Below are 24,332 nucleotides of genomic sequence, written 5' to 3' on the forward strand. Positions count from 1 at the left end.
GATGGAGGCTCAGCGGATCAGCTCGACGAGCTTGTCCTTCTTGTCCTTCCACTCGTCGGCGTCGGGCAGCGCCGGCTTGCGCTTGGTGATGCTGGGCCACTTGCGCGCGAGTTCGAGGTTGATCGCGATGAACTTCTGCTGGTCCTGCGACACGTCTTCCTCGGGAAGGATCGCGTTGACGGGGCATTCGGGGATGCAGACCGCGCAGTCGATGCACTCGTCGGGGTCGATCACGAGGAAGTTCGGGCCTTCGCGGAAGCAGTCCACCGGGCAGACATCGACGCAGTCGGTGTACTTGCAGCGGATGCAGGATTCGGTGACGACGTGGGTCATGACGGGGCTCGACGAGGCGTGAGATGAAGCGCGCGAAGTTTACGGCGCGGGGTTCGGGACGAAGGCCGCCGCGGGCATCGCGACGACCGCTCGCGCACCGGCGCCGACGACGACGATCGTCGGCCGCCCGGCATGCAGGGCGTGCGCTTCGGCAAGCCCGGCGACGCGGTGCTCGCTGCTGCGCGCATCGGGCCAGCCGGCGCGCGAGGTGACGCAGCACGGCGCGTCGGCCGGCCAGCCGGCGTCGATCAGGTGCCGGGTGATCGCCTCGAGCTGGCGGCCGGCCATGTAGTAGACCTCGGTGTCGCCGCTGGGCTTCGCGCCGCCCGAGGCGCCGGGGATCACGTGCAGGTCCAGCGTGCGCGTCATCGCGGTCGCGAGGCTGACGCTGCGGCCGCCGCCGCGTCGCGTCAGCGGCCTTTGCGTCAGCGCGGCGGCGGCCACCGCGGCGGTGACGCCGGGGACGATCTCCGCTCGCAGGCCGGCCGCGGCCAGCGCTTCGAGCTCTTCTTCGAGCCGCCCGAACACGCTCGGGTCGCCCCCCTTCAAGCGCACCACGCGCCGCCCGCGCCGTGCGTGCTCGACGATCGCGGCATTGATGCGCTCCTGCGCCGTCGGGGCGCCGGCCGGGCAGGGCGGCGCGGCGCCTTGCGACGACGCAGGCGACGAGAATCCGCGCTTGCCGACGTCGATCCACTCGGCCTGCGGCGCGTGCTCGCGCAGTGCCGGGTCGGCCAGCGCGTCGAACAGCACCACCTCGGCCGCAGCCAGTCGCTTGGCGCCGCGCAGCGTGATGAGGTCGGCCTCGCCCGGGCCGGCGCCGATGAAGACGACGGGGTGCGAGGCCACGCGCGGCGTCGGCGACTCAGGCCGCGAGCAGCGCGCCGCTGGTGCGGTTGCTCGCCGGATCGACCACGATCAGCGCACCGCCGACGCGGTTCGCCGCGTAGGCCTCGATCGGCAGCGGCGACTGCGTCTGCACCTGCACGCGGCCGATCTCGTTGACCGCGAGCTGGTGCGCGTCGCTGTCTTCGAGCGTGTGGATGTCGCGCACGCTGTCGATCGCGGTGATGCGCGCCTGCACCCAGCGGTGGCCGTGGCGCAGCCAGTACTTGCGGCCGACTTGCGCGGGTTCGGTGTCGAGCCAGGCGAGCGTCGCGGAGAAGCTCTGCGTCGTCGCCAAGGGCAACGAGGCCGAGGCGATCCAGTCGCCGCGCGAAATGTCGAGCTGGCGGTCGAGCACGAGCCCCGCGGACTGGCCGGCCTCGCAGGCATCGACCACCTCGCCCGCGCGGTGCACTTCGGCGACGACCGCGACCTGGCCGCTCGGGAAGACCTGCACCTCGTCGCCAACCTTGACCCGGCCGTGCGCGATGCGGCCCCAGACGGTGCGCGGCTGATGGCCGGTGCCCTGCTCGGCTTGCTTGGCGGCGCTCTTCTGCACGTACTGCACGGGCAGCAGCAGTGCGCCGTCGTGACGCTCGTCGCAGGCGGGCAGCGTGTGCAGCAGCTCGAGCAGCGTCGGGCCCTCGTACCAGCGCCAGACGGCCGAGCGGGCGGTGACGTTGTCGCCGCGCAGCGCCGAGACCGGCAGCACGCCGGCGATCGCGAGGCCGGCGTCGCGCGCGAAGGCGAGCAGCGCCTCGCGCACCGCGTCGAACGCGGCCTGCGCATCGGCGTCGACGGCGTCGAGCTTGTTGACCGCGAACACGACGCTCGGCAAGCGCAGCAGTTGCGCGAGCAGCGAATGCCGGCGCGTCTGCGGCAGCAGCCTCACCGGCCTGGTCTTCCAGTCGAGCTTGGTGATGTCCACCAGCACCACCGCCGCATCGCTGCCCGCCGCGGCGGTGACCATGTTGCGGGTGTACTGCTCGTGACCCGGCGCGTCCGCGATGATGAACTTGCGCCGGCGCGTCGCGAAGTAGCGGTAGGCGACGTCGATCGTGATGCCCTGTTCGCGCTCGGCTTCCAGGCCGTCGGTCAGCAGCGAGAGATCGATGGTCTGGCCGGCCGCACGGCGTTCGAGCGCATCGAGCTGGTCCGCGAGGATCGCCTGGCTATCGAACAGCAGCCGGCCGATCAGGGTGCTCTTGCCGTCGTCGACGCTGCCGGCAGTCAGGAAGCGCAGCGCCTGGTGCTGGCCTTGGTCGTCGGCGCCCATCAGAAGTAGCCCTCTTTCTTGCGGCGCTCCATCGAAGCATCCGAGGTGCGGTCGTCCATGCGCGTCGCGCCGCGCTCGCTGACGGTGACGCTGAGCGTCTCGGTCACGATGTCGGCGGCGCTCGCCGCGTCGCTCTCGACCGGACAGGTGCAGGTCATGTCGCCGACGGTGCGGAATCGGACCTGCGCGGTTTCGATGCGCTCGCCGGTTTCGGGCGGCGTCACCTCGGTCAGCGGCACCAGCAGGCCCTTGCGGCGGATCACCTGCCGCTGGTGGGTGTAGTACAGGCTCGGCAGCGGGATGTTCTCGCGGGCGATGTAGAGCCACACGTCGAGCTCGGTCCAGTTGCTGATCGGGAAGGCGCGGAAGTGCTCGCCGGGCTTGATGCGGGTGTTGAACAGGCTCCACAGTTCGGGCCGCTGTTCCTTCGGCTGCCATTGGCCGAAGGCGTCGCGGTGGCTGAAGATGCGTTCCTTCGCGCGCGCCTTTTCCTCGTCGCGCCGCGCGCCGCCGATCAGGCAATCGAAGCGGTGCTCCTCGATGGTCTCGAGCAGCGTCACGGTTTGATGGCCGTTGCGCGACTCGAGCGGGTGCGCGAGGCGGATCGTGCCGCGCGCGATCGAGTCTTCGAGGTGGCCGACGACCAGGCGCTCGCCCATCTCTTCGATGCGGCGGTCGCGGAACTCGATCACTTCGGGGAAGTTGTGGCCGGTGTCCACATGCACCAGCGGGAAGGGCAGCTTGCCCTCGAACGCGCCGAGATCGTCGCCGCCGCGCCGGCGCATCTTGAAGGCCTTCTCGGCGAGGCGCAGCACCACGCAGGAATCCTTGCCGCTGGAGAACAGCAGCCCCGGCCGTTCGAAGGCGCCGGCCACCTCGCGCAGGATGAAGATCGCTTCTTCCTCGAGCGCGTCGAGATGACGGTGATCGACTTCGGGCCGCAGGCTCGTCATGTCCGTCGGAGCGTTCATCGCGCTTCTCCGATCATCGATGCCACGGGCGCTTCGTCGTGATGGACGTGCAGCCCGCATTCCTTCGCCGCCTCGTCTTCCCACCACCAGCGCCCGGAGCGGAACGGCTCGCCCACCGCGATCGCGCGCGTGCACGGCGCGCAGCCGATGCTCGGCATGAACTGGTCGTGCAGCGGGTTGTAGGGCACCTCGTTGGCGGCGATGTGATGCCAGACGTCGCCCCAGGTCCAGTCGGCCAGCGCGTTGAGCTTCAGGCGGCCGGCGTCGTCGCGGTCGTGGAAGGGCACCTCGCCGCGCGCGTCGCTTTGCTCGCGGCGCAGGCCGGTGACCCAGGCGTCGCGCTCGGCAAGCATGCGCGACAGCGGCTCGAGCTTGCGGATCCCGCAGCAGGCCTTGCGCAGCTCGATGCTTCGGCGCATCGCGTCCTCGCCGTGCGTGCGGACGAACTGGATCGCGTGTTTCTCGCGCGGCCGATAGACCTCGACCGCGAGGCCGTAGCGCTGCTCGATGCGGCCGATCAGCGCGGCCGTCTCCGCATGAAGCTTGCCGGTCTCGAGCGTGCCGACCGCGATCGGGATGCGATGGCGCGCGATCAGGTCGGTCAGCACCATGTCCTCGGCACCGAGGCTGGTGGCCTGCACGATGCGCCCGGCGTGCTGCTCCGCCGCCTCGTGCAGCAGCTCGATCGCGTAGGCGAGCTTCGCGTCGTGGTCGGCCGAGGCCTTGGCATACAGCGCGATCGCGCTCATATGGACGCTCCGTCGCCGACGAACTCCGCGCGCTTGCGCGCGAGCGCGTCGGCCTCGCCTTGCGGCAGCGCGAACAGCGGGCGGTGCTCGTGCACGTCGGCCTGGTAGTGGCCGTGGAAGAAGGCCAGCGCGCGCTCGGCCGCGTCGATCGACTGGTCGGCGCGCAGCAGCACCGCGTCGAAGCCGGTGCGGCGCAGCAGCGGCAGCATGTCCACTAGCACTTCGCCGGTCGCGCGGATCTCGCCGGCATAGCGCCAGCGGGCGCGCAGCAGCCGCGCCTGGCTGTAGGCGCGGCCGTCGGTCCACTTCGGGAAGTCGAGCGCGATCAGCGCGATGGGCGCGTCGCCGCCGAGGTCGGCCGCCAAATCCTCGACCGGCGCGTCGTTCGGCAGCGCGACGCCGACTTCCAGCCCGGCCGGCCAGCTGTTGCGCACGCTGTGCCATTGCCCAAGCGTCAGCAGACGATCGGGCCCGGGCGTGATCGTGACCATCGGGCCGTCGTCGCCGCCCACGCTGCGCCAGCGGTCGCCGTGCCGCGCGACGAACTTCATGCCGCCTCCTTGCGCGTGCTGCGCCGCACCGCGTTCGCGGCCTGCTTGAACGGATCGAGGCCGATGCGCTTGACGGTGTCGACGAAGCGTTCGTTGGCCGAGCGCGTCTCGCGGTAGATGTCGAGCACCGCCTCGACCGCATCGGCCACTTCGTCGGCCGCGAACGAGGGGCCGATCACCTTGCCCGGCGTCGAGGCCGCGACGCCGCCGGAGAGCGCCGATCCGTCCGAGCCGCCGAGCGAGACCTGGTACCACTCCTTGCCGTCCTTGTCGACGCCAAGGATGCCGATGTGACCGCTGTGATGGTGGCCGCAGGAGTTGATGCAGCCGCTGATGTGCAGGTCGATGTCGCCGATGTCGAAGGCTTCGTCGATGTCGGCGTAGCGCTCGGTGATCTGCGCGGCGACGGGGATCGAGCGCGCGTTCGCGAGCGCGCAGAAGTCGCCGCCGGGGCAGGCGATCATGTCCGTGACCAGCCCGATGTTGGGCGTCGCGAAGCCGGCGGCCTTCGCTTCCTGCCACAGCGCGTAGAGATCGCTCTCCCGCACCCACGGCAGCAGCAGGTTCTGGTCGTGCGTGACGCGCAGCTCGCTCGCGCTGTAGCGGTCGGCCAGCGCGGCGGCCTGCTCCATCTGCGCATCGGTCGCGTCGCCCGGTGCCTGCCCCGCTCGCTTGAGCGAAAGCGTCACCGCCTTGTGGCCGGCGAACTTGTGCGCATGCACGTTGCGTTCGAGCCAGCGGCGGTAAGCGAGCGGCGCATCGGCCGGCGCGCCGTCGCCGGTGCTCGAGCGCGGCTGCACGCCCGCCGGCGGCGCGAAGCACGCGGCCACGCGATCGAACTCGGCTTGCGGGATGACCTGTGCCTCGCCGTCGGTGTCGAGGTTTAGGATGTCGGCGTACTCGCGCTCGACGGCATCGATGAACTTCTGCCCTTCGGCCTTCACGAGGATCTTGATGCGGGCCTTGTACATGTTGTCGCGCCGGCCGTAGCGGTTGTAGACGCGCACGACCGCCTCGAGGTAGACGAGGATCTGCCGCCAGTCGATCCACTCGCGCACCACCGTGGCGGTGATCGGCGTGCGGCCCATGCCGCCGCCGACCAGCACGCGAAAGCCGACGGCGCCATCGGCATTGCGGTGCAGGTGCAGACCGACGTCGTGCCACGCCGTCGCGGCGCGGTCTTCGCTCGCGCCCGTGACGGCGATCTTGAACTTGCGCGGCAGGAAGGCGAACTCCGGGTGCAGCGTCGACCACTGCCGCAGGATCTCGCAATAGGGGCGCGGGTCGATCTGCTCGTCGGGCGCGATGCCGGCGAGCGCGTCGCTGGTGATGTTGCGGATGCAGTTGCCACTGGTCTGGATGCCGTGCATGTCGACGCTGGCCAGCAGCTCCATCACGTCGGCGGACTTGTCGAGCGGGATCCAGTTGTATTGGGTGTTCTGGCGCGTCGTGAAGTGCGCGTAGCCGCGGTCGTACTCGCGTGCAATCCGTGCCAGCGCACGCAACTGCCGGCTCGACACCTCGCCGTAGGGCACCGCCACCCGCAGCATCGGCGCATGGCGCTGGATGTACCAGCCGTTCTGCAGCCGCAGCGCACGAAAGTCCTCGTCGGGCAGTCGGCCGGCGAGATGGCGTGCGAGCTGGTCGCGGTATTGCGCCGCGCGCTGGTGCACGAAGGCGCGGTCGAAGGCGGTGTACTGGTACATGCGGAAGCGTGGAGGGCGGCGCGGGGCCGCGAGTGTCGGCTCGCGGCAAGGGCGGCACTTTAAGAAGGCCCTCGATCGGCACGAACAACAGTTTTCTCGCTTGCTTATTGGCAAGCCGCATATCGACACAGACCGGCGAGGGCCGCTTCCTAGAATTTCGGCGATGACCCGACCCGACGAACCGCTCGACGACACGCAACGCCGCCGCGTGCTCGCCAGGGCTGGCGCTGGCGTGCTGATGGCCACGCTGGCCGGCTGCGCCACCGCCCCGCCGCCGGCTCCCGCGCTGCCGCCCGAAGCGCCGAAGCCGCCGCCGAAGCCGCCGCGCATCGGCCTTGCTCTGGGCGGCGGCGCGGCGCGCGGCTTCGCGCACATCGGCGTGATCCAGGTGCTGGAGGAGCAGGGCCTCAAGCCGGAGCTGGTGGTCGGCACTTCGGCTGGCAGCCTCGTCGCGGCCATGTGGGCTGCAGGCAAGCGCGGCGCGGAACTGGGCGCGCTGGCACTGAGCATGGACGAGGCGACGCTCGCCGACTGGGCCTACCCGGGCCGCGGCCTGCTGCGCGGCGAGGCGGTCGCGCGCTACGTGCGCGAGCACACCGGCGGCAAGACGATCGAGCAGATGAAGACGCCGCTGGGCATCGTCGCCACCGATCTGCTCACCGGCCAGGGCATCCTGTTCCAGCGCGGCGATCCGGGCGTGGCGGTACGGGCGTCGAGCGCGGTGCCGGCGGTGTTCCAGCCGGTCAGCATCGGCGGGCGGGAATACGTCGATGGCGGCCTCGTCGCGCCGATCCCGGTCCAGTACGCCAAGCAGATGGGCGCGCAGCTGGTGATCGCGGTCGACATCTCGGCCGCCACCGAAGACCAGCCGACCACCGACGCGGTGAAGATGCTTCTGCAGACCTTCGCGATCATGGGCCGCAACCTCGGCGCCTATCAGCTGCGCGAAGCCGACGTGGTGATCCGGCCGAAGCTCGCGGGCGTGTCGGGCGCGGACTTCGGCGCAAGGCGACTCGCGCTGCTGGCCGGCCGGGAGGCCGCGTTGGCGGCGCTGGCCGAGCTCAAGACGAAGATCGCCGCAAAGACGCTGTAAACGAAAAGCGCAGCGCAAGTAAAAAGACCCGGGCCGAAGCCCGGGTCAAGGTACCTGGAACCCAGTTCACGAAGGTACCGAGGAGACAACCTTCAGGAGCCTGCCGACTGCCGCTTGCACAGCGCGCCGGCCGCTCGACTCAGATGCAGAGCTGCCTCGCAGGTTTCAAGCCGGCGGGCGAATCGAGCCGCGCCGGCCGTGCCGATCAGCGCGCGCGCTTGCTGGCGGCGGTGGTCGCCTTGACGGCGCTGGTGTTCAGCGCGTTGAAGTTCGCCTCGGCGACGTCTTGCGCCTGCTTCGCGGCCTTGGTGACGCTTTCGAGCGCGTTGTTCGCGGCGGCGACGGCCGACTTGACCAGTGCGACCGCGTTCTCGGTGCCGGCCGGCGCGTTCTTCACCGCGCTGTCGACCAGCGCCATGAAGGCACGCTGCGATTCGGCCATCTTGGTCTCGGCGATCTTGCCGACTTCGGCGTTCGTGCCTTGCGCGATCTCGTAGAGGTGGCGGCTGTAGGCGGCGGCCTTCTCGGCGGACGGCTGCAGCAGGCTGGCTTGCAGCGCGAGCAGTTCCTGCGCGTCCTTGACCGAAAGCGAGGCCTTCGCGTGCTCGACCGCTTCCGTCATGCCCGACTTGGCGACTTGCATGTTCAGCTCGACCAGCTTCTCGACGCCTTCAAAGGCCTTCGTGGTCAGGCCGAAGAGGGTTTCCAGGTTGGCCTTGTGGCTGGCGATCAGTTGTTCGGCGGTCATCATGTGCAGTGCTCCGGAGTGGTTGAGGGAGGACGACTGCGGCACTTTGTTGCGCTGCAGCATGAAGGAAGTATAGAAGCCGGTTTTCCCAGCGCAAGGGCTTTTTGCTGCGCTGCCGCAAATCTAGAGGGGCGGTTCTAGCCGTCCTGTTTCGCCACGCCGCTGCCATGCTTGCCCACTACAGCGACACCTTCGTCCTGCCGCTTCCCGCGGGCCACGCCTTTCCGATGTCGAAGTACCGCCGGCTGCGCGAGCGCGTCGCGGCCGAGGTCGCCGGCGTGCGGCTCGTCGAGGCACCATCCGCCAGCGAAGGCGAGCTCGCGCTGGCGCACGAGCCCGACTGGATCGGCGCCGTCGTCGAGGGCACCGTCCCGCCCGTGCGTCAGCGCGAGATCGGCTTCCCGTGGTCGCCGGCGATGGCCGAGCGTGCGCGGCGCTCGGTCGGCGCGACGATCGCCGCGGCGCGCGCCGCGCTGGCCGGCGAGGGCGTCGCGATGAACCTGGCCGGCGGCACGCATCACGCCTTCGCCGATCGCGGCGCCGGCTATTGCGTGTTCAACGATCTGGCGGTCACCGCTCGGCTGATGCAGGCCGAGCACCATCGCTCGCATCGGCGGCTGCTGCGCGTCGCGCTCGTCGATCTCGACGTGCACCAGGGCGACGGCAGCGCCGCGATCTTTCGCGACGACCCGACCGTGTTCACGCTGTCGCTGCACGGCGCGAAGAACTTCCCTGCCCGCAAGCAGGCGAGCGACCTCGACGTCGAATTGCCCGACGGCTGCACCGACGCGCCCTATCTCGAAGCGCTCGACGTCGCGCTCGCGGCGCTCTGGCGGCACCACGCCGAAGCGCCGCCCGGCTTGGTGCTCTATCTCGCCGGCGCCGACCCGCACGAGGGCGATCGCCTCGGCCGCCTGAAGCTCACGACCGCGGGCCTCGCCGAGCGCGATCGCCGGGTGCTCGATGCCTGCCGCGAGCGCGACATCCCGGTCGCGATCGCGATGGGCGGCGGCTACGGCCGCGACCTGGAGGTGACGGTCGAGGTGCAGCTCAACACCGTGCGCGCGGCGCTCGCCGACTGGCGCGAGCGAAGGCCCCGGCAGCCACGGGCGACGCCCGAGACGCCCCTATATTCGTCGCGATGAGCAGTCCGCCCGCCGAGCCCCGGCCCGCCCCGCGACCGCGTGGCGACTTCCGCGCCTGGCGCACGATCGGCACGCGCTGGGCCGACAACGACGTCTACGGCCACGTCAACAACGTCGTGTACTACGCCTGGTTCGACACCGCGGTCAACGGCCACCTGATCGACGCCGGCGCGCTTGACCTGTACGCGAACGACGGCGTCATCGGCCTCGTCGTCGAGACGCAGTGCCGCTACTTCGCGCCGCTCGCCTTTCCGCAGCGCATCGATGCGGGCGTGCGCGTCGCGCATCTCGGGCGCTCGAGCGTGCGCTACGAGGTCGGCCTGTTCGCTCAAGGCACCGAGGCCTCGGCCGCGCACGGGCACTTCGTGCACGTCTACGTCGACCGTGCGACGCGCCGGCCGGTCGCGGCCTTGCCGACCCTGCTTCGAACCACGCTGGAGGCCCTGCTTTGAACACCTCGCCCGTCACACCCGAGAGCACCGCCGCGGTCGATGCCGCGATCGTCACGCGCCGCTCGGTGCGCGCCTTCCTGCCGACGCCGGTGCCGCGCGAGGACATCGAGGCCATCCTTGCCGTCGCCGCGCGCGCGCCCTCGGGCACCAACATCCAGCCTTGGAAGGTGAGGGTGCTGACCGGCGCCACGCTCGCGCGCTTCACCGCCGCGCTGAAGGCGGTGCACGACGATCCGGCGCAGGCCGCGGCACAGCAGGAGGAGTACGCCTACTACCCGCGCCAGTGGGTCGCGCCCTACATCGACCGCCGCCGCAAGATCGGCTGGGACCTGTACGGCCTGCTCGGCATCGGCAAGGCCGACAAGGCGCGCATGCACGAGCAGCACGGCCGCAACTACCTGTTCTTCGACGCGCCGGTCGGCCTGATCTTCACCATCGACCGCATCCTCGAGCAGGGCAGCTGGCTCGATTACGGCATGTTCCTGCAGAACATCATGGTCGCCGCGCGCGGCCGGGGCCTCGACACCTGCCCGCAGGCCGCCTTCACGCCGATGCACCGGGTGATCGCCAAGGAGCTCGCCTTCGACGAAGGCGAGATGCTGGTGTGCGGCATGGCGCTCGGCCATGCCGACCCGGCCGCGGTCGAGAACACGCTCGCGACCGACCGCGAGCCGGTCGCCGGCTTCGCGCGCTTCCTCGACTGAGCTTCGTGCAGGTCTTCGACGCCGCGGCCACGCGCGCGCTGCTGCCGGCCGCGCCACTGGTCGAGGCGGTCGCGGCGGCGATGCGTGCGCGGCGCGCCGGCACGCTGCACGCGCCGGAGCGCCTCGCACTGCCGCTGCCCGAGGGCGCGAGCTGGCTCGCGATGCCAGCGGCCGACGCGACGCTCGCGATCGCGAAGCTGGTCGCGGTGCATCCGGCCAACCGTGGGCGCGGGCTGCCGACGATCCACGGCCAGGTGCTCGTCTGCGACGCGCGCGACGGCCGCGCGCTCGCGCTGCTCGACGGCCCCACCGTCACCGCGCGACGCACGGCCGCCGTCACCGCGCTGGGCCTGCGCACGCTCGGGCGCCGGCCGCCGCGATCGATCGCCTTGATCGGCTGCGGCGCCCAGGCGCTCGAACACGCGCGCCTGCTCGCCGAGCTGGAGCCGATCGAACGCCTGCATCTGGTCGGCCGCAGGCGCGAACAGGCCGATGCGCTGGCCGCGCGGCTGGCTGTCGAAGTGCCTCGCCTGCGCGTCGAGGTCGCGTCCGGTGTGGCCGGGGCGGTCGATCGAGTCGACGCGGCGATCGCGCTCACCACCAGCCTCGCGCCGGTGCTGCCGGCCGAGTTGCCGGAGGACCTGCTCGTCGTCGGCGTCGGCGCCTTCAGGCCGCAGATGGCCGAGCTGCCGCCGTCGCTGCTGCACGCGCGGGCGGTGATCGTCGACGCGCTCGACGGCGCGCGCGGCGAAGCCGGCGACCTGATCCAGGCCGGCATCGACTGGTCGCGCGTCAGCGAGCTCGTCGATCACCTCGGCGCCGCGGCGCCCGCCGGCCCGGCGCCGGTGTTCAAGACGGTCGGCCAGGCCGCCTGGGATCTGGCGGCCGCTCATGTCGCGTGCCGTCGCCTCGCGGCTCCTTGTTGAAAGTCACGATGAACGCACTGCCTCGCCTGGTCGCCCTCGCCCTGTTCGCTTGGACGCCGCTGGCGCACGCGGCCGACCTCGACGGCGCTTCCCTGTCCGCTGCCTGGGCCATCCCGTTCGCCGGCCTGCTGCTGTCGATCGCGCTGCTGCCGCTGCTCGTGCCCGCGCTGTGGCATCACCATTTCGGCAAGATCACCGCGGTTTGGGCACTGGCCTTCCTGTTGCCGTTCGCGCAGCGCTTCGGCCTGCCGCTGACCGGCGCGACGCTGGTGCATGCGGCGCTCGCCGAGTACCTGCCCTTCATCATCCTGCTGTGCGCGCTGTTCACGGTGGCGGGCGGCATCCACCTGCGCGGCAACTTCCACGGCAGCCCCGGCTTCAACACCGGGCTGATGGCGGTGGGCGCGGTGCTCGCGAGCTTCATGGGCACGACCGGCGCGTCGATGCTGCTGGTCCGTCCGCTGATCCGCGCGAACGACCACCGCCGGCGCAACGCGCACGTGTTCGTGTTCTTCATCTTCATCGTCGCGAACGCCGGCGGCTCGCTGACGCCGCTCGGCGATCCGCCGCTGTTCCTCGGCTTCCTGCAGGGCGTGAGCTTCTTCTGGACCGTGAGGACGCTCCTTCCGGAGACGCTGTTCATCGTCGGCGCGCTGCTCGCGGTCTTCTGGCTGGTCGATCGCCACTTCGATGCGCAGGAGGGCGCCCCGCGCCGCGATCCGACGCCCGATGCGCCGCGCTTCGCGATCGAAGGCCGCGCCAACCTGGCGCTGCTCGGCGTGATCGTCGCGCTGGTATTGATGAGCGGCACCTGGAAGCCGGGTGTCGTGTTCGACGTGGCCGGCACGCCGGTCGGATTGCCGCAGCTGCTGCGCGATGCCGGGCTGCTCGCGGTGATCGCCGCGTCGCTGAAGCTCACCCCGCGCCGCGTGCACGAGGACAACCAGTTCGGCTGGGCGCCGATGGCCGAGGTGGCGAAGCTCTTCGCCGGCATCTTCGTGACGATCGCGCCGGTGCTCGCCATGCTGAAGGCAGGCAGCGCCGGTGCCTTCGCGCCGGTGGTGGCCGCGGTCACCGGCGCCGACGGCCAGCCGATCCCGGCGATGTACTTCTGGGCGACCGGCGTGCTGTCGGCCTTCCTCGACAACGCGCCGACCTACCTCGTCTTCTTCAATCTCGCCGGCGGTGATGCGCAGGTGCTGATGACGCGGCTCGCGCCGGTGCTCGCGGCCATCTCCGCCGGCTCGGTGTTCATGGGCGCAATGAGCTACATCGGCAACGCGCCCAACCTGATGGTCAAGGCCATCGCCGAAGACCGCGGGGTGAAGATGCCGAGCTTCTTCGGCTACATGGGCTGGAGCTGCGCGATCCTGCTGCCGCTGTTCGCGCTGATGACCCTGATCTGGTTCCGATGAGGCGATCGATGACGACGACGAAGAAGCTGCTCGTGGCCCGCGCGATCTTTCCCGACATCGTCGAGGCCCTGCGCCTGAGCGCCGGCGTCGCCGAGGTGGCCGACAACCCGACCGACGAGGTCTGGTCGCGCGACGCGCTGCTCGGAAGGCTCGACGGCTGCGACGGCCTCTTCTGCACCGGCAGCGAGCGCATCGACGCCGCGCTGCTCGACGCCTGCCCGGCGCTGAAGGCGGTGAGCACGATGTCGGTCGGCACCAACCACATCGACGTCGACGCCTGCAGTGCGCGCGGCGTGCTCGTCGCCAACACGCCCGACGTGCTGACCGACACCACCGCCGATCTCGCCTTCGCGCTGCTGCTGGCCTGCGCGCGCCGCGTCGGCGAGGGCGAACGCTACCTGCGCGAAGGTCGCTGGACCAAGTGGCACTACGACCAGCTGATGGGCGCCGACGTGCACGGCGCGACGCTCGGCATCCTGGGCATGGGGCGCATCGGGCAGGCGGTCGCGCGGCGCGGCGCGCTCGGCTTCGGCATGCGGGTGATCTATCACAACCGCTCGCGGCTGCCGGCCGAGCAGGAAGCGCCGCTCGGCGCGCGCTGGGTCGAGAAGGCGGCGCTGCTGGCCGAGGCGGATCACCTCGTGCTCGTGCTGCCCTACAGCGCCGCGACGCACCACGCGATCGGCGCAGCCGAGCTCGCGCAGATGAAGCCGGGCGCGACGCTCGTGAACATCGCGCGCGGCGGCATCGTCGACGACGCGGCGCTCGCGCGTTCGCTCGCGGAAGGCCGCATCGGCGCGGCAGGCATCGACGTGTTCGAGGGCGAGCCGCACGTGACCCCGGCGCTGCTGGCCGCACCGAACGCGGTGCTCACGCCGCACATCGGCAGCGCGTCGATGAAGACGCGGCGCGCGATGGCGCAGCTCGCGGCCGACAACCTGCTCGCCGCGCTCGGCCTCGGCGACGGGCGGCACCTGCCGGCGATCGTCAACCCGCAAGCCGCGCGCCGATGAGCGCCGGCCGCCGCGCGCTGGCGTGCTGGGCCGCGGCGGTGCTCCTCGTTGCGACCGCGATGGCCGCGGAGCCGGTCAGGATCGCATCGCCCGGCGAGGAGCCGATCAGGATCGGCTCGCCCGAGAAGGAGCCGATCAGGATCGGCTCGAAGCGCTTCACCGAGTCCTACGTCCTCGGCGAAATCCTGCGCGAGACGGCGGAGCGCGCCGGCATCGGCGCGGTGCACCGGCAGGGCCTCGGCAACACCGGCATCCTCGAGCAGGCGCTGGCGTCGGGCGAGATCGACGTCTACCCGGAGTACACGGGAACGATCGTGCGCGAGCTGCTCAAGCGCGAGGGCAGGCCGAGCCTCGACGAGCTGAACGCGTGGCTCGCGCCGCGCGGCCTCAAGGCGGCCGTGCCGCTCGGCTTCGACAACCGCTACGCGCTCGCGCTGCGCGAGGCCGATGCCGAGCGGCTCGGGCTCCAGAAGATGTCCGACCTGCGCAAGCCTGAGGCGGCCGCGCTGCGCTGGGGGCTGTCGCACGAATTCCTCGCGCGCGCCGACGGCTGGCCGGCGCTGCGGGGCGCCTACGGCTTGAAAGCGGCGCCGCGCGGGCTCGATCACGGCCTGGCCTACGGCGCGCTCGCGGCGGCGCAGATCGACGTGACCGACGTCTATTCGACCGACGCGCAGATCGGCCGGCTCGGGCTGCGCGTGCTGGCCGACGACCTCGGCTTCTTCCCCAAGTACGAGGCGGTGCTGCTGATGCGCCGCGAGCTCGACGCCGCGCCGTTCGCGGTGCTCGCCGGGCGCATCGGCGAGCGCCGGATGATCGACCTGAACGCGCAGGCCGAAGTGGATCGCCGCAGCTTCGCGTCGATCGCGCAGGGCTTCGTCGCGAGCCTCCCGCCGACGGCCGGCGCGGACGCCCGGCCGGCAGCGGCGCCGGCAGAGGCGGGCCACGGCTTCGCCGCGCGCCTCTTCGCGCCCGATCTCGCGCGGCTCGTCGGCCAGCACCTGCTGCTCGTGTTCGGCTCGGTGCTGGCCGCGGTGCTGCTCGGCGTGCCGCTCGGCGTGTGGGCATGGGCGCGGCCGCGGGTGGCGCCGTGGATGCTCGGCATGGTCGGCGTCGTGCAGACGCTGCCGTCCCTCGCGCTGCTGACCTTCCTGATCGCCGCGCTCGACCACATCGGCGCGGTGCCGGCGCTGATCGCGCTGTTCCTCTACGCGCTGCTGCCGATCGTGCGCAACGCGCACGCGGGGCTGGTCGGGGTGCCGGCGGCGCTGGCGCAGGCGGGCCTGTCGCTCGGGCTGCGGCCGCTGCAGGTGCTGCGGCACGTGCAGTTGCCGCTGGCCATGCCGACGCTGCTGGCGGGCGTGAAGACGGCCGCCGTCATCAACGTCGGCACCGCGACCATCGCGGCCTTCGTCGGTGCCGGTGGCCTGGGCGAGCGCATCGTCGCCGGGCTGGCGCTGAACGACACCCAGGCGATGCTGGCCGGCGCGGTGCCGGCCGCGGTGCTGGCGCTGTTCGTGCAGTGGAGCTTCGACGCGCTCGAGCGGCAGGTCGCGCCGCGCCGACAATCGTCCAGATGGACTGGATGACCTGGCTGCCTTGGCTGATCTCGGCCGCGAGCATGGTGCTGACGGCGATCGTCTTGTGGGCCGTGCTGCGCTCGACCGGCGACGGCGGCGTGCGCGACCAGGTCGCCGCGACGAGCGAACGGCTCGAACGCGAACTGCGCGACGAACTGGCGCGCAGCGCGCAGGGCACGCGCGTCGAGCTCGGCAACGCGCTCGGCAGCTTCCAGCAGACCCTGCTGGCGCAGCACGGCGAAACGGCGCGTGGCCAGAACGAGCAGATCGACAGCTTCCGCAAGCAGCTCGGCGAGATGCAGCAGGCGATGGCCGACACGCTGCGCTCGACCGCCGGCAGCCTGACCCAGGGCGCGCTCGCTGCGCGCGAGGCCCAGGACGCCGCGCTCCAGCGCTTCGGCCTCGCGACCGCCGAGCAGCTGCGCGCGCTGACCGAATCGAACGAACGTCGCCTGGGCGAGGTGCGCACGACGGTCGAGCAGCGCCTGAGCGCGCTCGCCGCCGACAACGAGAAGAAGCTCGAGCAGATGCGCCAGACGGTCGACGAGAAGCTGCACGCCACGCTCGAGCAGCGGCTCGGCGAGAGCTTCAAGCAAGTGGCCGAACGGCTCGAGGCGGTGCACGCCGGCCTGGGCGAGATGCGCAAGCTCGCGAGCGATGTCGGCTCGCTCAACCGCGTGCTGACCAACGTGAAGACACGCGGCGTGTTCGGCGAGGTGCAGCTGGCCGGGCTGATCGAGCAGGTGTTCACGCGCGAGCAGGTGGGCACGAACGTCGAGACAGTGCCCGGCAGCGGCGCGCGGGTCGAGTTCGCGATCAAGTTTCCTGGACGCGGCGCGGGCCACGACGCGCCGCCGCTGTGGTTGCCGATCGACGCCAAGTTCCCGCGCGAGGACTACGAACGTCTGCTCGATGCCCAGGAGCGCGCCGATGCGCCCGCCGCCGAGGCCGCGGCGCGCGCGATCGAGCAGCGCCTGCGCGTCGAGGCACGCACGATCCGCGAGAAGTACATCGCCGCGCCGCACACCACCGAGTTCGGCATCCTGTTCGTGCCGACCGAGGGCCTCTACGCGGAGGCCTTGCGCCGGCCCGGGCTGGTCGAGGCGCTGCAGCGCGAGCACCGGGTCACGCTGTGCGGCCCGACCACGCTGCTCGCGACGCTGACCAGCCTGCAGATGGGCTTTCGCACGCTGGCGCTCGAACAGCGCAGCGCCGAGGTGTGGGAGGTGCTCGGCGCGGTCAAGGTCGAGTTTGGCAAGTTCGGCGACGTGCTCGCGAAGACGCAGAAGAAGCTGAAGGAAGCGAGCGACACGATCGACCTCGCGCAGACGCGCACCCGGCAGATGCAGCGCAAGCTGAAGTCGGTCGAGACGCTCGACGACGGCCGCGTCGAAGCGCTGCTGCCGGGCGCGGACGCTGCAGGCGCGGGCGACGACGACCTGCCGCCCGACGACCTGCCGCCCGCCGTGTCGCCGAACCTGGCCCGCATCGGGCGCGCATGACGGCGCCAGCCGCCGGCCAGCGGCCGCTCGACGCAGGCCTCGTCGCGGCGCTGATGCCGCTGATCGGCGGCCAGCTCTGCATCCACGGCAGCATGGCCGGCCTGCGCCTCGCGTTGCCGCTGTGGGCGCTGGACCGGCAGCTCAGCGCATGGTCGGTCGGCGTGCTGCTCGCGCTGTTCGCCGCCGCACCGATCGTCACCGCGCTGCATGCCGGCCGGCTCGCCGACCGGCACGGCTACCACCGGCCGATGCGCATCGCCGTGGGCCTGACCGTGCTCGGTGCGCTGCTTGCGGGCGGCGCGGTCGGCGTCGCGGCGCCCGCCGAACTGCCGGTCACCGCGGTGTTCGTCGCGTTGTGCGCCGCGGCGGTGCTGAGCGGCGCCGGCGCGAACTGCGGCCTCATCGCGATCCAGCGCACCGCGGGGCGCACCGCCGCGAGCCAGGCGAAGGCGCAGGGCGACGAGCCGGCCACCGCGCTCAAGCGGGTGTTCAGCTGGCTCGGTCTCGCGCCTTCGCTGGCGAACATGCTCGGCGCCTTCCTCGGCGGCGTGCTGATCGACAGCGTCGGCTTCACCGGCGCGTTCGCCGTGCTCGCGCTGTGGCCGCTGGCGGCGCTGGCCTGGGCGCGGCGCGTGCCGCGCGAATCGCCCGAGGCGCGTGCCGCGGCCCGCGCGCAGCCGAGGCGGCCGCTGTGGGCCTCGGCGGTCGAGCTGTCGGCGACGCCGGGCCTGCGCCGGCTCTTGTTCGTCAACTGGCTGCTCTCGACCAGCTGGGACGTGCACGCCTTCCTCGTGCCCATCCTCGGCCACGCGCGCGGCTTGAGCGCGACGGCGATCGGCACCATCCTCGCGGTGTTCGGCGCCGCGGTCTCCGGCGTGCGACTGCTGATCCCGCTGCTCGCGCACCGCATGCGCGAAGCGCAGGTGCTGGCGGTGTCGATGCTGGTCGTCGCCGCCGTCTTCGCGCTCTACCCGATGGCGCAGACCGCCTGGACGATGAGCGCCTGCGCGGTGGTCCTCGGCCTCGCGCTCGGCGTGGTGCAGCCGATGATCATGAGCACGCTGCACCAGCTCACGCCGCACGAGCGCCACGGCGAGGCGATCGCGCTGCGCTCGATGACGATCAACGTCTCCAGCACCCTGATGCCCCTGAGCTTCGGCATCGTCGGCACCGTGCTCGGCGCGGCCGGCCTGTTCTGGCTGATGGCGGCGATGGTCGGGGCGGGGAGCTGGGCGGCGCGGCGCTTGCAGGCTCAGTAGATCAGCCGGTCCGGCCGGATGTCGCGCAGGATCGTCGTCGCGATCTCCTCGATCGACTTGTGCGTCGAGCTCAGCCAGCCGATGCCCTCCCTGCGCATCATCGACTCGGCCGCGGCCACCTCGCGCCTGCAGTTCTCGATCGACGCATAGACGCTGTTCGGGCGGCGCTCGTGGCGGATCTCGGCCAGGCGCTCCGGCGCGATCGTCAGCCCAAAGCACTTCTCCTTGTGCGGCGCGAGCGGCTTGGGCAGCGCGTGACGGTCGAAATCCTCGGGGATCAGCGGGTAGTTGGCGGCCTTCACGCCGTGCTGCATCGCGAGGTAGAGCGAGGTCGGCGTCTTGCCGGAGCGGCTCACGCCCACGAGGATCACGTCGGCCGTGTCGAGGTTCTTCGCGGACTGGCCGTCGTCGTGTGCGAGCGCGAAGTTGATCGCCTCGATGCGGTCGGTGTACTCCTGGTTCTTGGAGATGTCGTCGAAGCGGCCGACGCGGTGGTTGCTCTTGATGCCGAACTCGGCCTCGAGCGGCTCGACGAAGGTCTGGAACATGTCGAGCACCAGGCCCTTGGAGAGCGCGACGATGTCGTGCACCTCGGGATCGATCAGCGTGATGAAGACGATCGGGCGCTTGCCTTCGGCGGCGAAGGTGGCGTCGATCTCGCGGGCGACCAGCCGGGCCTTCTCGGGCGTGTCGATGAAGGGCCGGCGCACGTGGCGCGGCTTCGCGGCGAACTGGTTGAGGATCGAGTTGCCGAAGGTCTCGGCGGTGATCCCGGTGCCGTCGGAAACGAAGAAGACCGTGCGATTTGGCATGTCGATCCTGGTGCCGGGCGGCGACGTGGGGCCGGTCCGTGGGGGGTATTGCGCGAAGGGCGACTTCTAGAATGGCCCGCATTATTTGCCCCTCGGCGGCGGTGCGGCATACCTCGATTCGAACAGCGCGCGCCGCCGTCTCGCCGTTCGCGACAGCCCGGGCTCGCGCCTTGCCGTTGGCGCGGTCGGCCCGGAGCGCGGCGCGTCGCGGGCCACAGGTTTCCTTCACTTCACGGAGTTTTCCCCATGGCCCCCACCGAAAGGTTTGATGCGACGGCGCTGGTCGTCCCGTTCGAGCAGCTCAGGATGAGCGACGTCGACAGCGTCGGCGGCAAGAACGCCAGCCTCGGCGAAATGATCAGCCAGCTCGCCGCCTCGGGCGTGCGGGTGCCGGGCGGCTTCGCGACCACCGCGCACGCGTTTCGCCAGTTCCTCAAGCACGGCGGGCTCGACGCGAAGATCAACGACAAGCTCTCGACGCTCGACACCGAGAACGTGCGTGCGCTGGCCGAAGCCGGTGCGCAGATCCGCGGATGGGTCGAGGCGCAGCCTTTCCCGGCTGAGCTGGACGCCGCGATCCGCGCCGAGTTCGCCCGGCTGACGGCCGGCAGCGAGGGCGCTTCGTTCGCGGTGCGCTCGTCCGCGACGGCCGAAGACCTGCCCGATGCCAGCTTCGCCGGCCAGCAGGAGACCTTCCTCAACGTCGTCGGCATCGACGACGTGCTGCACAAGATGAAGGAGGTCTTCGCGAGCCTCTACAACGACCGCGCCATCAGCTACCGCGTGCACAAGGGCTTCGCGCATGCCGACGTGGCGCTGTCGGCCGGCGTGCAGCGCATGGTGCGTTCGGATCTCGGCTCGGCCGGCGTGATGTTCACGATCGACACCGAATCGGGCTTCAAGGACGTGGTGTTCGTCACCGCGAGCTACGGCCTTGGCGAGACGGTGGTGCAGGGCGCCGTGAACCCGGACGAGTTCTACGTCCACAAGCCGGCGCTGAAAGCCGGCAAGAAGGCGGTGATCCGGCGCAACCTCGGCTCGAAGCTGATCCGCATGGTGTTCACCACACCCGAGGAGAAGGCGGCCGCGGTCGGGAAGACCAGCAAGCTCGTCAAGACGATCGACACGCCGACCGAGCAGCGCAACCGCTATTCGCTGAACGACGACGAGGTTGCCGAGCTCGCGAAGTACGCGCTGATCATCGAGCAGCACTACGGCCGCCCGATGGACATCGAATGGGGCAAGGACGGCAACGACGGCCGGCTCTACATCCTGCAGGCCCGGCCCGAGACGGTGAAGAGCCAGCAGGAGGGCAAGGCCGAGCAGCGCTACAAGCTGAAGGGCGACCCGGGCAAGAACACCGTGCTCGCCGAGGGCCGCGCGATCGGCCAGAAGATCGGCACCGGCCCGGTGCGCAACGTCTCCGGCATCGCCGACATGGACCAGGTGCAGCCGGGCGACGTGCTCGTCACCGACATGACCGATCCGAACTGGGAGCCAGTGATGAAGCGCGCCAGCGCGATCGTCACCAACCGCGGCGGGCGCACCTGCCACGCGGCCATCATCGCGCGCGAGCTCGGCATCCCGGCGGTGGTCGGCTGCGGCGACGCGACCGAGACCTTGAAGGACGGCGCGCTCGTCACCGTGGCCTGCAGCGAGGGCGACACCGGCTACATCTACGACGGCCTGCTCGAGACCGAGATCACCGAGGTCAAGCACGAGGAGCTGCCGTACTGCCCGATCAAGATCATGATGAACGTGGGCAACCCGCAGCTCGCGTTCGACTTCGCGCAGATGCCCAACAGCGGCGTCGGCCTGGCGCGGCTCGAATTCATCATCAACAACAACATCGGCGTGCACCCGAAGGCGATCCTCGACTACCCGAACGTCGACGCCGAGCTGAAGAAGGCGGTGGAGTCGGTGGCGCGCGGCCATGCGTCGCCGCGTGCGTTCTACGTGGACAAGCTCACCGAAGGCGTCGCGACGATCGCGGCGGCCTTCTGGCCGAAGCCGGTGATCGTGCGACTGTCGGACTTCAAGAGCAACGAGTACCGCAAGCTGATCGGCGGCGCACGCTACGAGCCCGACGAAGAGAACCCGATGCTGGGCTTTCGCGGTGCTTCGCGCTACATCAGCGACGACTTCGGCTCCGCCTTCGCGATGGAATGCGAGGCGCTCAAGCGCGTGCGGCGCGACATGGGCCTGACCAACGTCGAGCTGATGGTGCCTTTCGTGCGCACCTTGAAGCAGGCCGAGCGGGTGATCGCGATGCTGGCGGAGCACGGCCTGCGGCGCGCCTCGGCCGGCGGCCAGGACGATCTCAAGATCATCATGATGTGCGAGGTGCCGAGCAACGCGATCCTCGCCGAGCAGTTCCTCGAGCACTTCGACGGCATGTCGATCGGCTCGAACGACCTGACGCAGTTGACGCTCGGTCTCGATCGCGATTCGGGACTTGAACTGCTCGCGGCGGACTTCGACGAACGCGACCCGGCCGTCAAGGCGATGATTTCCCGCGCGATCACCGCCTGCCGCGCGACCGGCAAGTACGTCGGCATCTGCGGCCAGGGACCCAGCGACCACCCCGACTTCGCCGACTGGCTCGCGGCCGAGGGGATCGTCTCGATCTCGTTGAACCCCGACACCGTGGTCGAGACCTGGCAGCGGCTGGCAAGGCGCTGACGAAGCGAGCGCCGCCCGCGACTCGCGGGTAAGTCCGGGCGGCGCCGCGGCGCGCCGCGCCGGCAACATCGTCGGCGATGGACGGGCCCGTCGACGGTCACTCGCAACGGCATTGGCGCGCCACGCGCCGGCTCACGGCCGCGCTGCTCGCGCTGTGGTTCGTCGCGAGCTTCGTGATGGCTTTCTTCGCGCGCGAGCTCGACGTCGTGCTCTTCGGCTGGCCCTTCAGCTTCTACATGGCGGCGCAGGGTTCGCTGTTCGTCTTCCTGCTGATCGTCGTCGTCTACGCACGCGCGATGGACCGGCTCGACCGCCGCCTTTCGCGCCCTGCCGAATGAACGAGGCGCAGACCCAGAGCGTCTTCACGCGGCGGCTGCATCGCGTCTACGCGGGCTTCACGCTCGGCTTCGTCGCCTTCGTCGCGGCGCTCGCGGTGCTCGAGCACCTGGGGCTGTCGCGCAACGTGATCGGCCTGCTGTTCCTGCTGGCGACGGTCGCGCTGTACGCGGTGATCGGCATCGTCTGCCGCACGACCGACCCGGCCGAGTACTACGTAGCAGGTCGGCGCGTGCCGGCCTTCTACAACGGCATGGCGACCGGCGCCGACTGGATGAGCGCGGCCTCGTTCATCACGCTGGCCGGCACGCTTTACCTCAGCGGCTTCGGCGGGCTCGCGTTCATCCTCGGATGGAGCGGCGGTTTCTGCCTGGTCGCGCTGCTGCTCGCGCCCTACCTGCGCCGCTTCGGCCGCTTCACGATTCCCGAGTTCCTGGGCGAGCGCTACGACGGCAACCTCGCGCGCGGCATCGGCGCGGTCGCGACGGTGCTGTGCTCGTTCACCTACGTCGTCGCGCAGATTTACGGCGTCGGCCTGATCACCTCGCGGCTCACCGGGCTGGCCTTCGAGATCGGCGTCTTCGTAGGCCTGGGGGGCGTGCTGGTGTGTTCCTTCCTCGGCGGCATGCGCGCGGTCACCTGGACGCAGGTCGCGCAGTACATCGTGCTGATCCTCGCCTTCCTGGTGCCGGTGGTGTGGCTGTCGGTCAAGCAGACCGGCAACCCGCTGCCGCCGCTGGCCTACGGCGCGCAGCTCGGGCAGATCACCGCGAAGGAGGCCGAGCTGATCGGCGATGCGAAGGAGCGCGAGGTGATCGCGATCTTCGCGGCGCGTGCCGCCGCCGCCGAAGCGAAGCTGAAGGACGTGAGTGCGGCGATGGCCGCCGACCGTGCCGCAGCCGAGCAGCAGCTGGCCGAGCTGCGCTCGCGCGGCGCGCCGCTGAACGAGGTGCAGGCCGCGGCGCGTGCGCTCTCCGCCTTGCCCGCCACCGAGGCCGAGGCCCGCCGGCTCTACATCGCCCAGCGCAACGCGGCCGCCGAGCGCGCGAGGCCGCTGGCCGGCATGCCGCGCCATGCGACGCAGTACGCGGGCGATCCCGAGGGCGACGCGCAGGCCCGCATGGAGTTCGACGACTCGCGCCGCAACTTCCTCGCGCTGGTGTTCTGCCTGATGGTGGGTACCGCCGGCCTGCCGCACATCCTCACGCGGTTCTACACGACGCCCTCGGTGCGCGAGGCGCGGCAGTCGGTCGCATGGTCGCTGCTGTTCATCGCGGCGCTCTACCTCACCGCGCCGGCGCTGGCCGTGATGGTGAAGTACGAAGTCTTCAACAACCTCGTCGGCACGCCCTTCGATCAACTGCCGGCATGGATCGGCGCGTGGGCGCGGGTCGATCCGGCACTGGTGTCGGTCGTCGACGTGAACCAGGACAAGGTCTTCCAGCTCGGCGAGATGCGGCTCGGTGCCGACATCGTCGTGCTCGCCGCGCCCGAGATCGGCGGCATGCCCTACGTCATCTCCGGCATGGTGGCCGCCGGTGCGCTGGCCGCGGCGCTCTCGACCGCCGACGGCCTGCTGCTGACGATCACCAACGCGCTGTCGCACGACCTCTACCACCGGCTGGTCGACACCGAGGCGCAGACCTCGCGGCGGGTCGCGATCTCGAAGATCCTGCTGCTGGGGGTCGCGCTCGCGGCGGCCTACGTCGCCGCGTACCGGCCCGCCGACATCGTGGTCCTCGTGACCGCGGCGTTCTCGATCGCGGCCTCGGCCTTCTTTCCGGCGCTGGTGCTCGGCATCTTCTGGAAGCGCGCGTCGAAGGCGGGCGCCGTGGCGGGCATGCTGGCCGGCCTGGGCGTGACGCTCTACTACATGGTCACGCGCGAGCCCTGGCTGCGCGGCCTGTTCGGGATCGGCGAGCCGATGCCGTTGTGGTTCGGCATCCAGCCGATGGCCGCGGGCGTGTTCGGTGTTCCGCTGGGCTTCGCGGTGATCGTCGTCGGCAGCCTCCTGTCGGCGCCGCCGAGCGCGAAGGCGCTGGCGCTGGTGGAGCGGCTGCGCAGCCCGCTGCCGCCGGAAGCGGGCTGAGCCGCCTGATCCCCCTATACTCGCCGGCTTTTCATCCTTGCCGCCCTGCGTCGACGCTCGGGGCGGCTTCCCGCCGGAGAACCCGGCGGACATCCACAAGGAGCC

General features: G+C 70.9%; 22 protein-coding genes. 13 read left to right on the forward strand and 9 right to left on the reverse strand.

From position 1 onward, the window contains the following. Positions 1-9: 9 nt before the first annotated feature. Genes fdxA through VFR90_RS12860 form a run of 7 tightly spaced genes read right to left on the reverse strand, consistent with a single transcriptional unit; the run spans position 10 to position 6,471 of the window. Positions 10-333, reverse strand: coding sequence for a ferredoxin FdxA (gene fdxA / locus VFR90_RS12830; RefSeq protein WP_326406531.1), 324 nt, complete (start codon positions 331-333; stop codon positions 10-12). Positions 334-372: 39 nt separating this feature from the next. Next, positions 373-1,182 carry a uroporphyrinogen-III C-methyltransferase gene (gene cobA, locus VFR90_RS12835; protein ID WP_326406532.1) on the reverse strand — a complete coding sequence of 270 codons (810 nt, stop codon included), beginning with the start codon at positions 1,180-1,182 and terminating at the stop codon, positions 373-375. A 16-nt stretch (positions 1,183-1,198) separates the two neighbouring features. Then, complete coding sequence (gene cysN / locus VFR90_RS12840) at positions 1,199-2,494, reverse strand: sulfate adenylyltransferase subunit CysN (RefSeq protein WP_326406533.1); 1,296 nt, start codon at positions 2,492-2,494, stop codon at positions 1,199-1,201. After that, the gene (cysD, locus tag VFR90_RS12845; RefSeq protein ID WP_326406534.1) at positions 2,494-3,465 is read right to left on the reverse strand and encodes a sulfate adenylyltransferase subunit CysD; all 972 of its coding nucleotides are present in this window, start codon (positions 3,463-3,465) and stop codon (positions 2,494-2,496) included. The genes cysN and cysD overlap by 1 nt, the downstream gene beginning before the upstream one ends. Next, on the reverse strand, positions 3,462-4,214 hold the full coding sequence (locus VFR90_RS12850; RefSeq protein ID WP_326406535.1) for a phosphoadenylyl-sulfate reductase: 753 nt from the start codon (positions 4,212-4,214) through the stop codon (positions 3,462-3,464). Before VFR90_RS12850 ends, cysD begins: the two co-directional genes overlap by 4 nt. Next, on the reverse strand, positions 4,211-4,765 hold the full coding sequence (locus VFR90_RS12855) for a DUF934 domain-containing protein (RefSeq protein WP_326406536.1): 555 nt from the start codon (positions 4,763-4,765) through the stop codon (positions 4,211-4,213). Before VFR90_RS12855 ends, VFR90_RS12850 begins: the two co-directional genes overlap by 4 nt. Next, positions 4,762-6,471 carry a nitrite/sulfite reductase gene (locus VFR90_RS12860; RefSeq protein ID WP_326406537.1) on the reverse strand — a complete coding sequence of 570 codons (1,710 nt, stop codon included), beginning with the start codon at positions 6,469-6,471 and terminating at the stop codon, positions 4,762-4,764. The genes VFR90_RS12855 and VFR90_RS12860 overlap by 4 nt, the downstream gene beginning before the upstream one ends. Before the next feature lie 163 nt (positions 6,472-6,634). Here VFR90_RS12860 and VFR90_RS12865 point away from each other — a divergent pair, with 163 nt between their 5' ends. Beyond that, positions 6,635-7,564, forward strand: a complete 930-nt coding sequence (locus tag VFR90_RS12865) for a patatin-like phospholipase family protein (RefSeq protein ID WP_326406538.1) — start codon at positions 6,635-6,637, stop codon at positions 7,562-7,564. Positions 7,565-7,769: 205 nt separating this feature from the next. Here VFR90_RS12865 and phaP read toward each other — a convergent pair whose 3' ends face one another. Continuing rightward, positions 7,770-8,315: a TIGR01841 family phasin gene (phaP, locus tag VFR90_RS12870; protein ID WP_326406560.1), complete on the reverse strand. Its 546-nt coding sequence runs from the start codon at positions 8,313-8,315 to the stop codon at positions 7,770-7,772. A 164-nt stretch (positions 8,316-8,479) separates the two neighbouring features. On the opposite strand from phaP, the gene VFR90_RS12875 reads away from it, so the two are divergent. Genes VFR90_RS12875 through VFR90_RS12915 form a run of 9 tightly spaced genes read left to right on the forward strand, consistent with a single transcriptional unit; the run spans position 8,480 to position 18,308 of the window. Then, positions 8,480-9,457 carry a histone deacetylase family protein gene (locus VFR90_RS12875; RefSeq protein ID WP_326406539.1) on the forward strand — a complete coding sequence of 326 codons (978 nt, stop codon included), beginning with the start codon at positions 8,480-8,482 and terminating at the stop codon, positions 9,455-9,457. After that, positions 9,454-9,909 (forward strand): acyl-CoA thioesterase, encoded by a 456-nt coding sequence (locus tag VFR90_RS12880; RefSeq protein WP_326406540.1) that lies wholly within the window; start codon positions 9,454-9,456, stop codon positions 9,907-9,909. The genes VFR90_RS12875 and VFR90_RS12880 overlap by 4 nt, the downstream gene beginning before the upstream one ends. Beyond that, positions 9,906-10,613 carry a nitroreductase gene (locus VFR90_RS12885; protein WP_326406541.1) on the forward strand — a complete coding sequence of 236 codons (708 nt, stop codon included), beginning with the start codon at positions 9,906-9,908 and terminating at the stop codon, positions 10,611-10,613. Before VFR90_RS12880 ends, VFR90_RS12885 begins: the two co-directional genes overlap by 4 nt. Before the next feature lie 5 nt (positions 10,614-10,618). Further along, complete coding sequence (locus VFR90_RS12890) at positions 10,619-11,539, forward strand: delta(1)-pyrroline-2-carboxylate reductase family protein (protein WP_326406542.1); 921 nt, start codon at positions 10,619-10,621, stop codon at positions 11,537-11,539. A gap of 8 nt (positions 11,540-11,547) precedes the next feature. Then, positions 11,548-12,954, forward strand: a complete 1,407-nt coding sequence (locus VFR90_RS12895; RefSeq protein ID WP_326406543.1) for a sodium:proton antiporter — start codon at positions 11,548-11,550, stop codon at positions 12,952-12,954. 8 nt (positions 12,955-12,962) lie between these two features. Beyond that, entirely contained in the window at positions 12,963-13,967 is a 1,005-nt protein-coding gene (locus VFR90_RS12900) for a 2-hydroxyacid dehydrogenase (protein WP_326406544.1), read from the forward strand. Continuing rightward, a complete protein-coding gene (locus VFR90_RS12905; protein ID WP_326406545.1) occupies positions 13,964-15,556 on the forward strand; it encodes a glycine betaine ABC transporter substrate-binding protein in 1,593 nt (530 codons plus the stop codon). The genes VFR90_RS12900 and VFR90_RS12905 overlap by 4 nt, the downstream gene beginning before the upstream one ends. Continuing rightward, the gene (locus VFR90_RS12910) at positions 15,544-17,049 is read left to right on the forward strand and encodes a DNA recombination protein RmuC (protein ID WP_414676532.1); all 1,506 of its coding nucleotides are present in this window, start codon (positions 15,544-15,546) and stop codon (positions 17,047-17,049) included. Before VFR90_RS12905 ends, VFR90_RS12910 begins: the two co-directional genes overlap by 13 nt. Then, positions 17,046-18,308: an MFS transporter gene (locus VFR90_RS12915; RefSeq protein ID WP_326406546.1), complete on the forward strand. Its 1,263-nt coding sequence runs from the start codon at positions 17,046-17,048 to the stop codon at positions 18,306-18,308. The genes VFR90_RS12910 and VFR90_RS12915 overlap by 4 nt, the downstream gene beginning before the upstream one ends. On the opposite strand, the gene ppsR is transcribed toward VFR90_RS12915, so the two are convergent. After that, the gene (ppsR, locus tag VFR90_RS12920) at positions 18,302-19,120 is read right to left on the reverse strand and encodes a phosphoenolpyruvate synthetase regulatory kinase/phosphorylase PpsR (protein WP_326406547.1); all 819 of its coding nucleotides are present in this window, start codon (positions 19,118-19,120) and stop codon (positions 18,302-18,304) included. The genes VFR90_RS12915 and ppsR overlap by 7 nt on opposite strands. A gap of 246 nt (positions 19,121-19,366) precedes the next feature. Here ppsR and ppsA point away from each other — a divergent pair, with 246 nt between their 5' ends. From ppsA to VFR90_RS12935, 3 genes are all read left to right on the forward strand, one after another. Beyond that, entirely contained in the window at positions 19,367-21,802 is a 2,436-nt protein-coding gene (gene ppsA / locus VFR90_RS12925; RefSeq protein ID WP_326406548.1) for a phosphoenolpyruvate synthase, read from the forward strand. A gap of 77 nt (positions 21,803-21,879) precedes the next feature. Next, complete coding sequence (locus tag VFR90_RS12930; RefSeq protein WP_326406549.1) at positions 21,880-22,140, forward strand: DUF4212 domain-containing protein; 261 nt, start codon at positions 21,880-21,882, stop codon at positions 22,138-22,140. Then, entirely contained in the window at positions 22,137-24,227 is a 2,091-nt protein-coding gene (locus tag VFR90_RS12935) for a sodium:solute symporter family protein (RefSeq protein WP_326406550.1), read from the forward strand. The genes VFR90_RS12930 and VFR90_RS12935 overlap by 4 nt, the downstream gene beginning before the upstream one ends. Positions 24,228-24,332: the final 105 nt, after the last annotated feature.

This window comes from Methylibium sp. (assembly GCF_035762065.1).
Taxonomy (GTDB): Bacteria; Pseudomonadota; Gammaproteobacteria; order Burkholderiales; family Burkholderiaceae_C; genus Methylibium.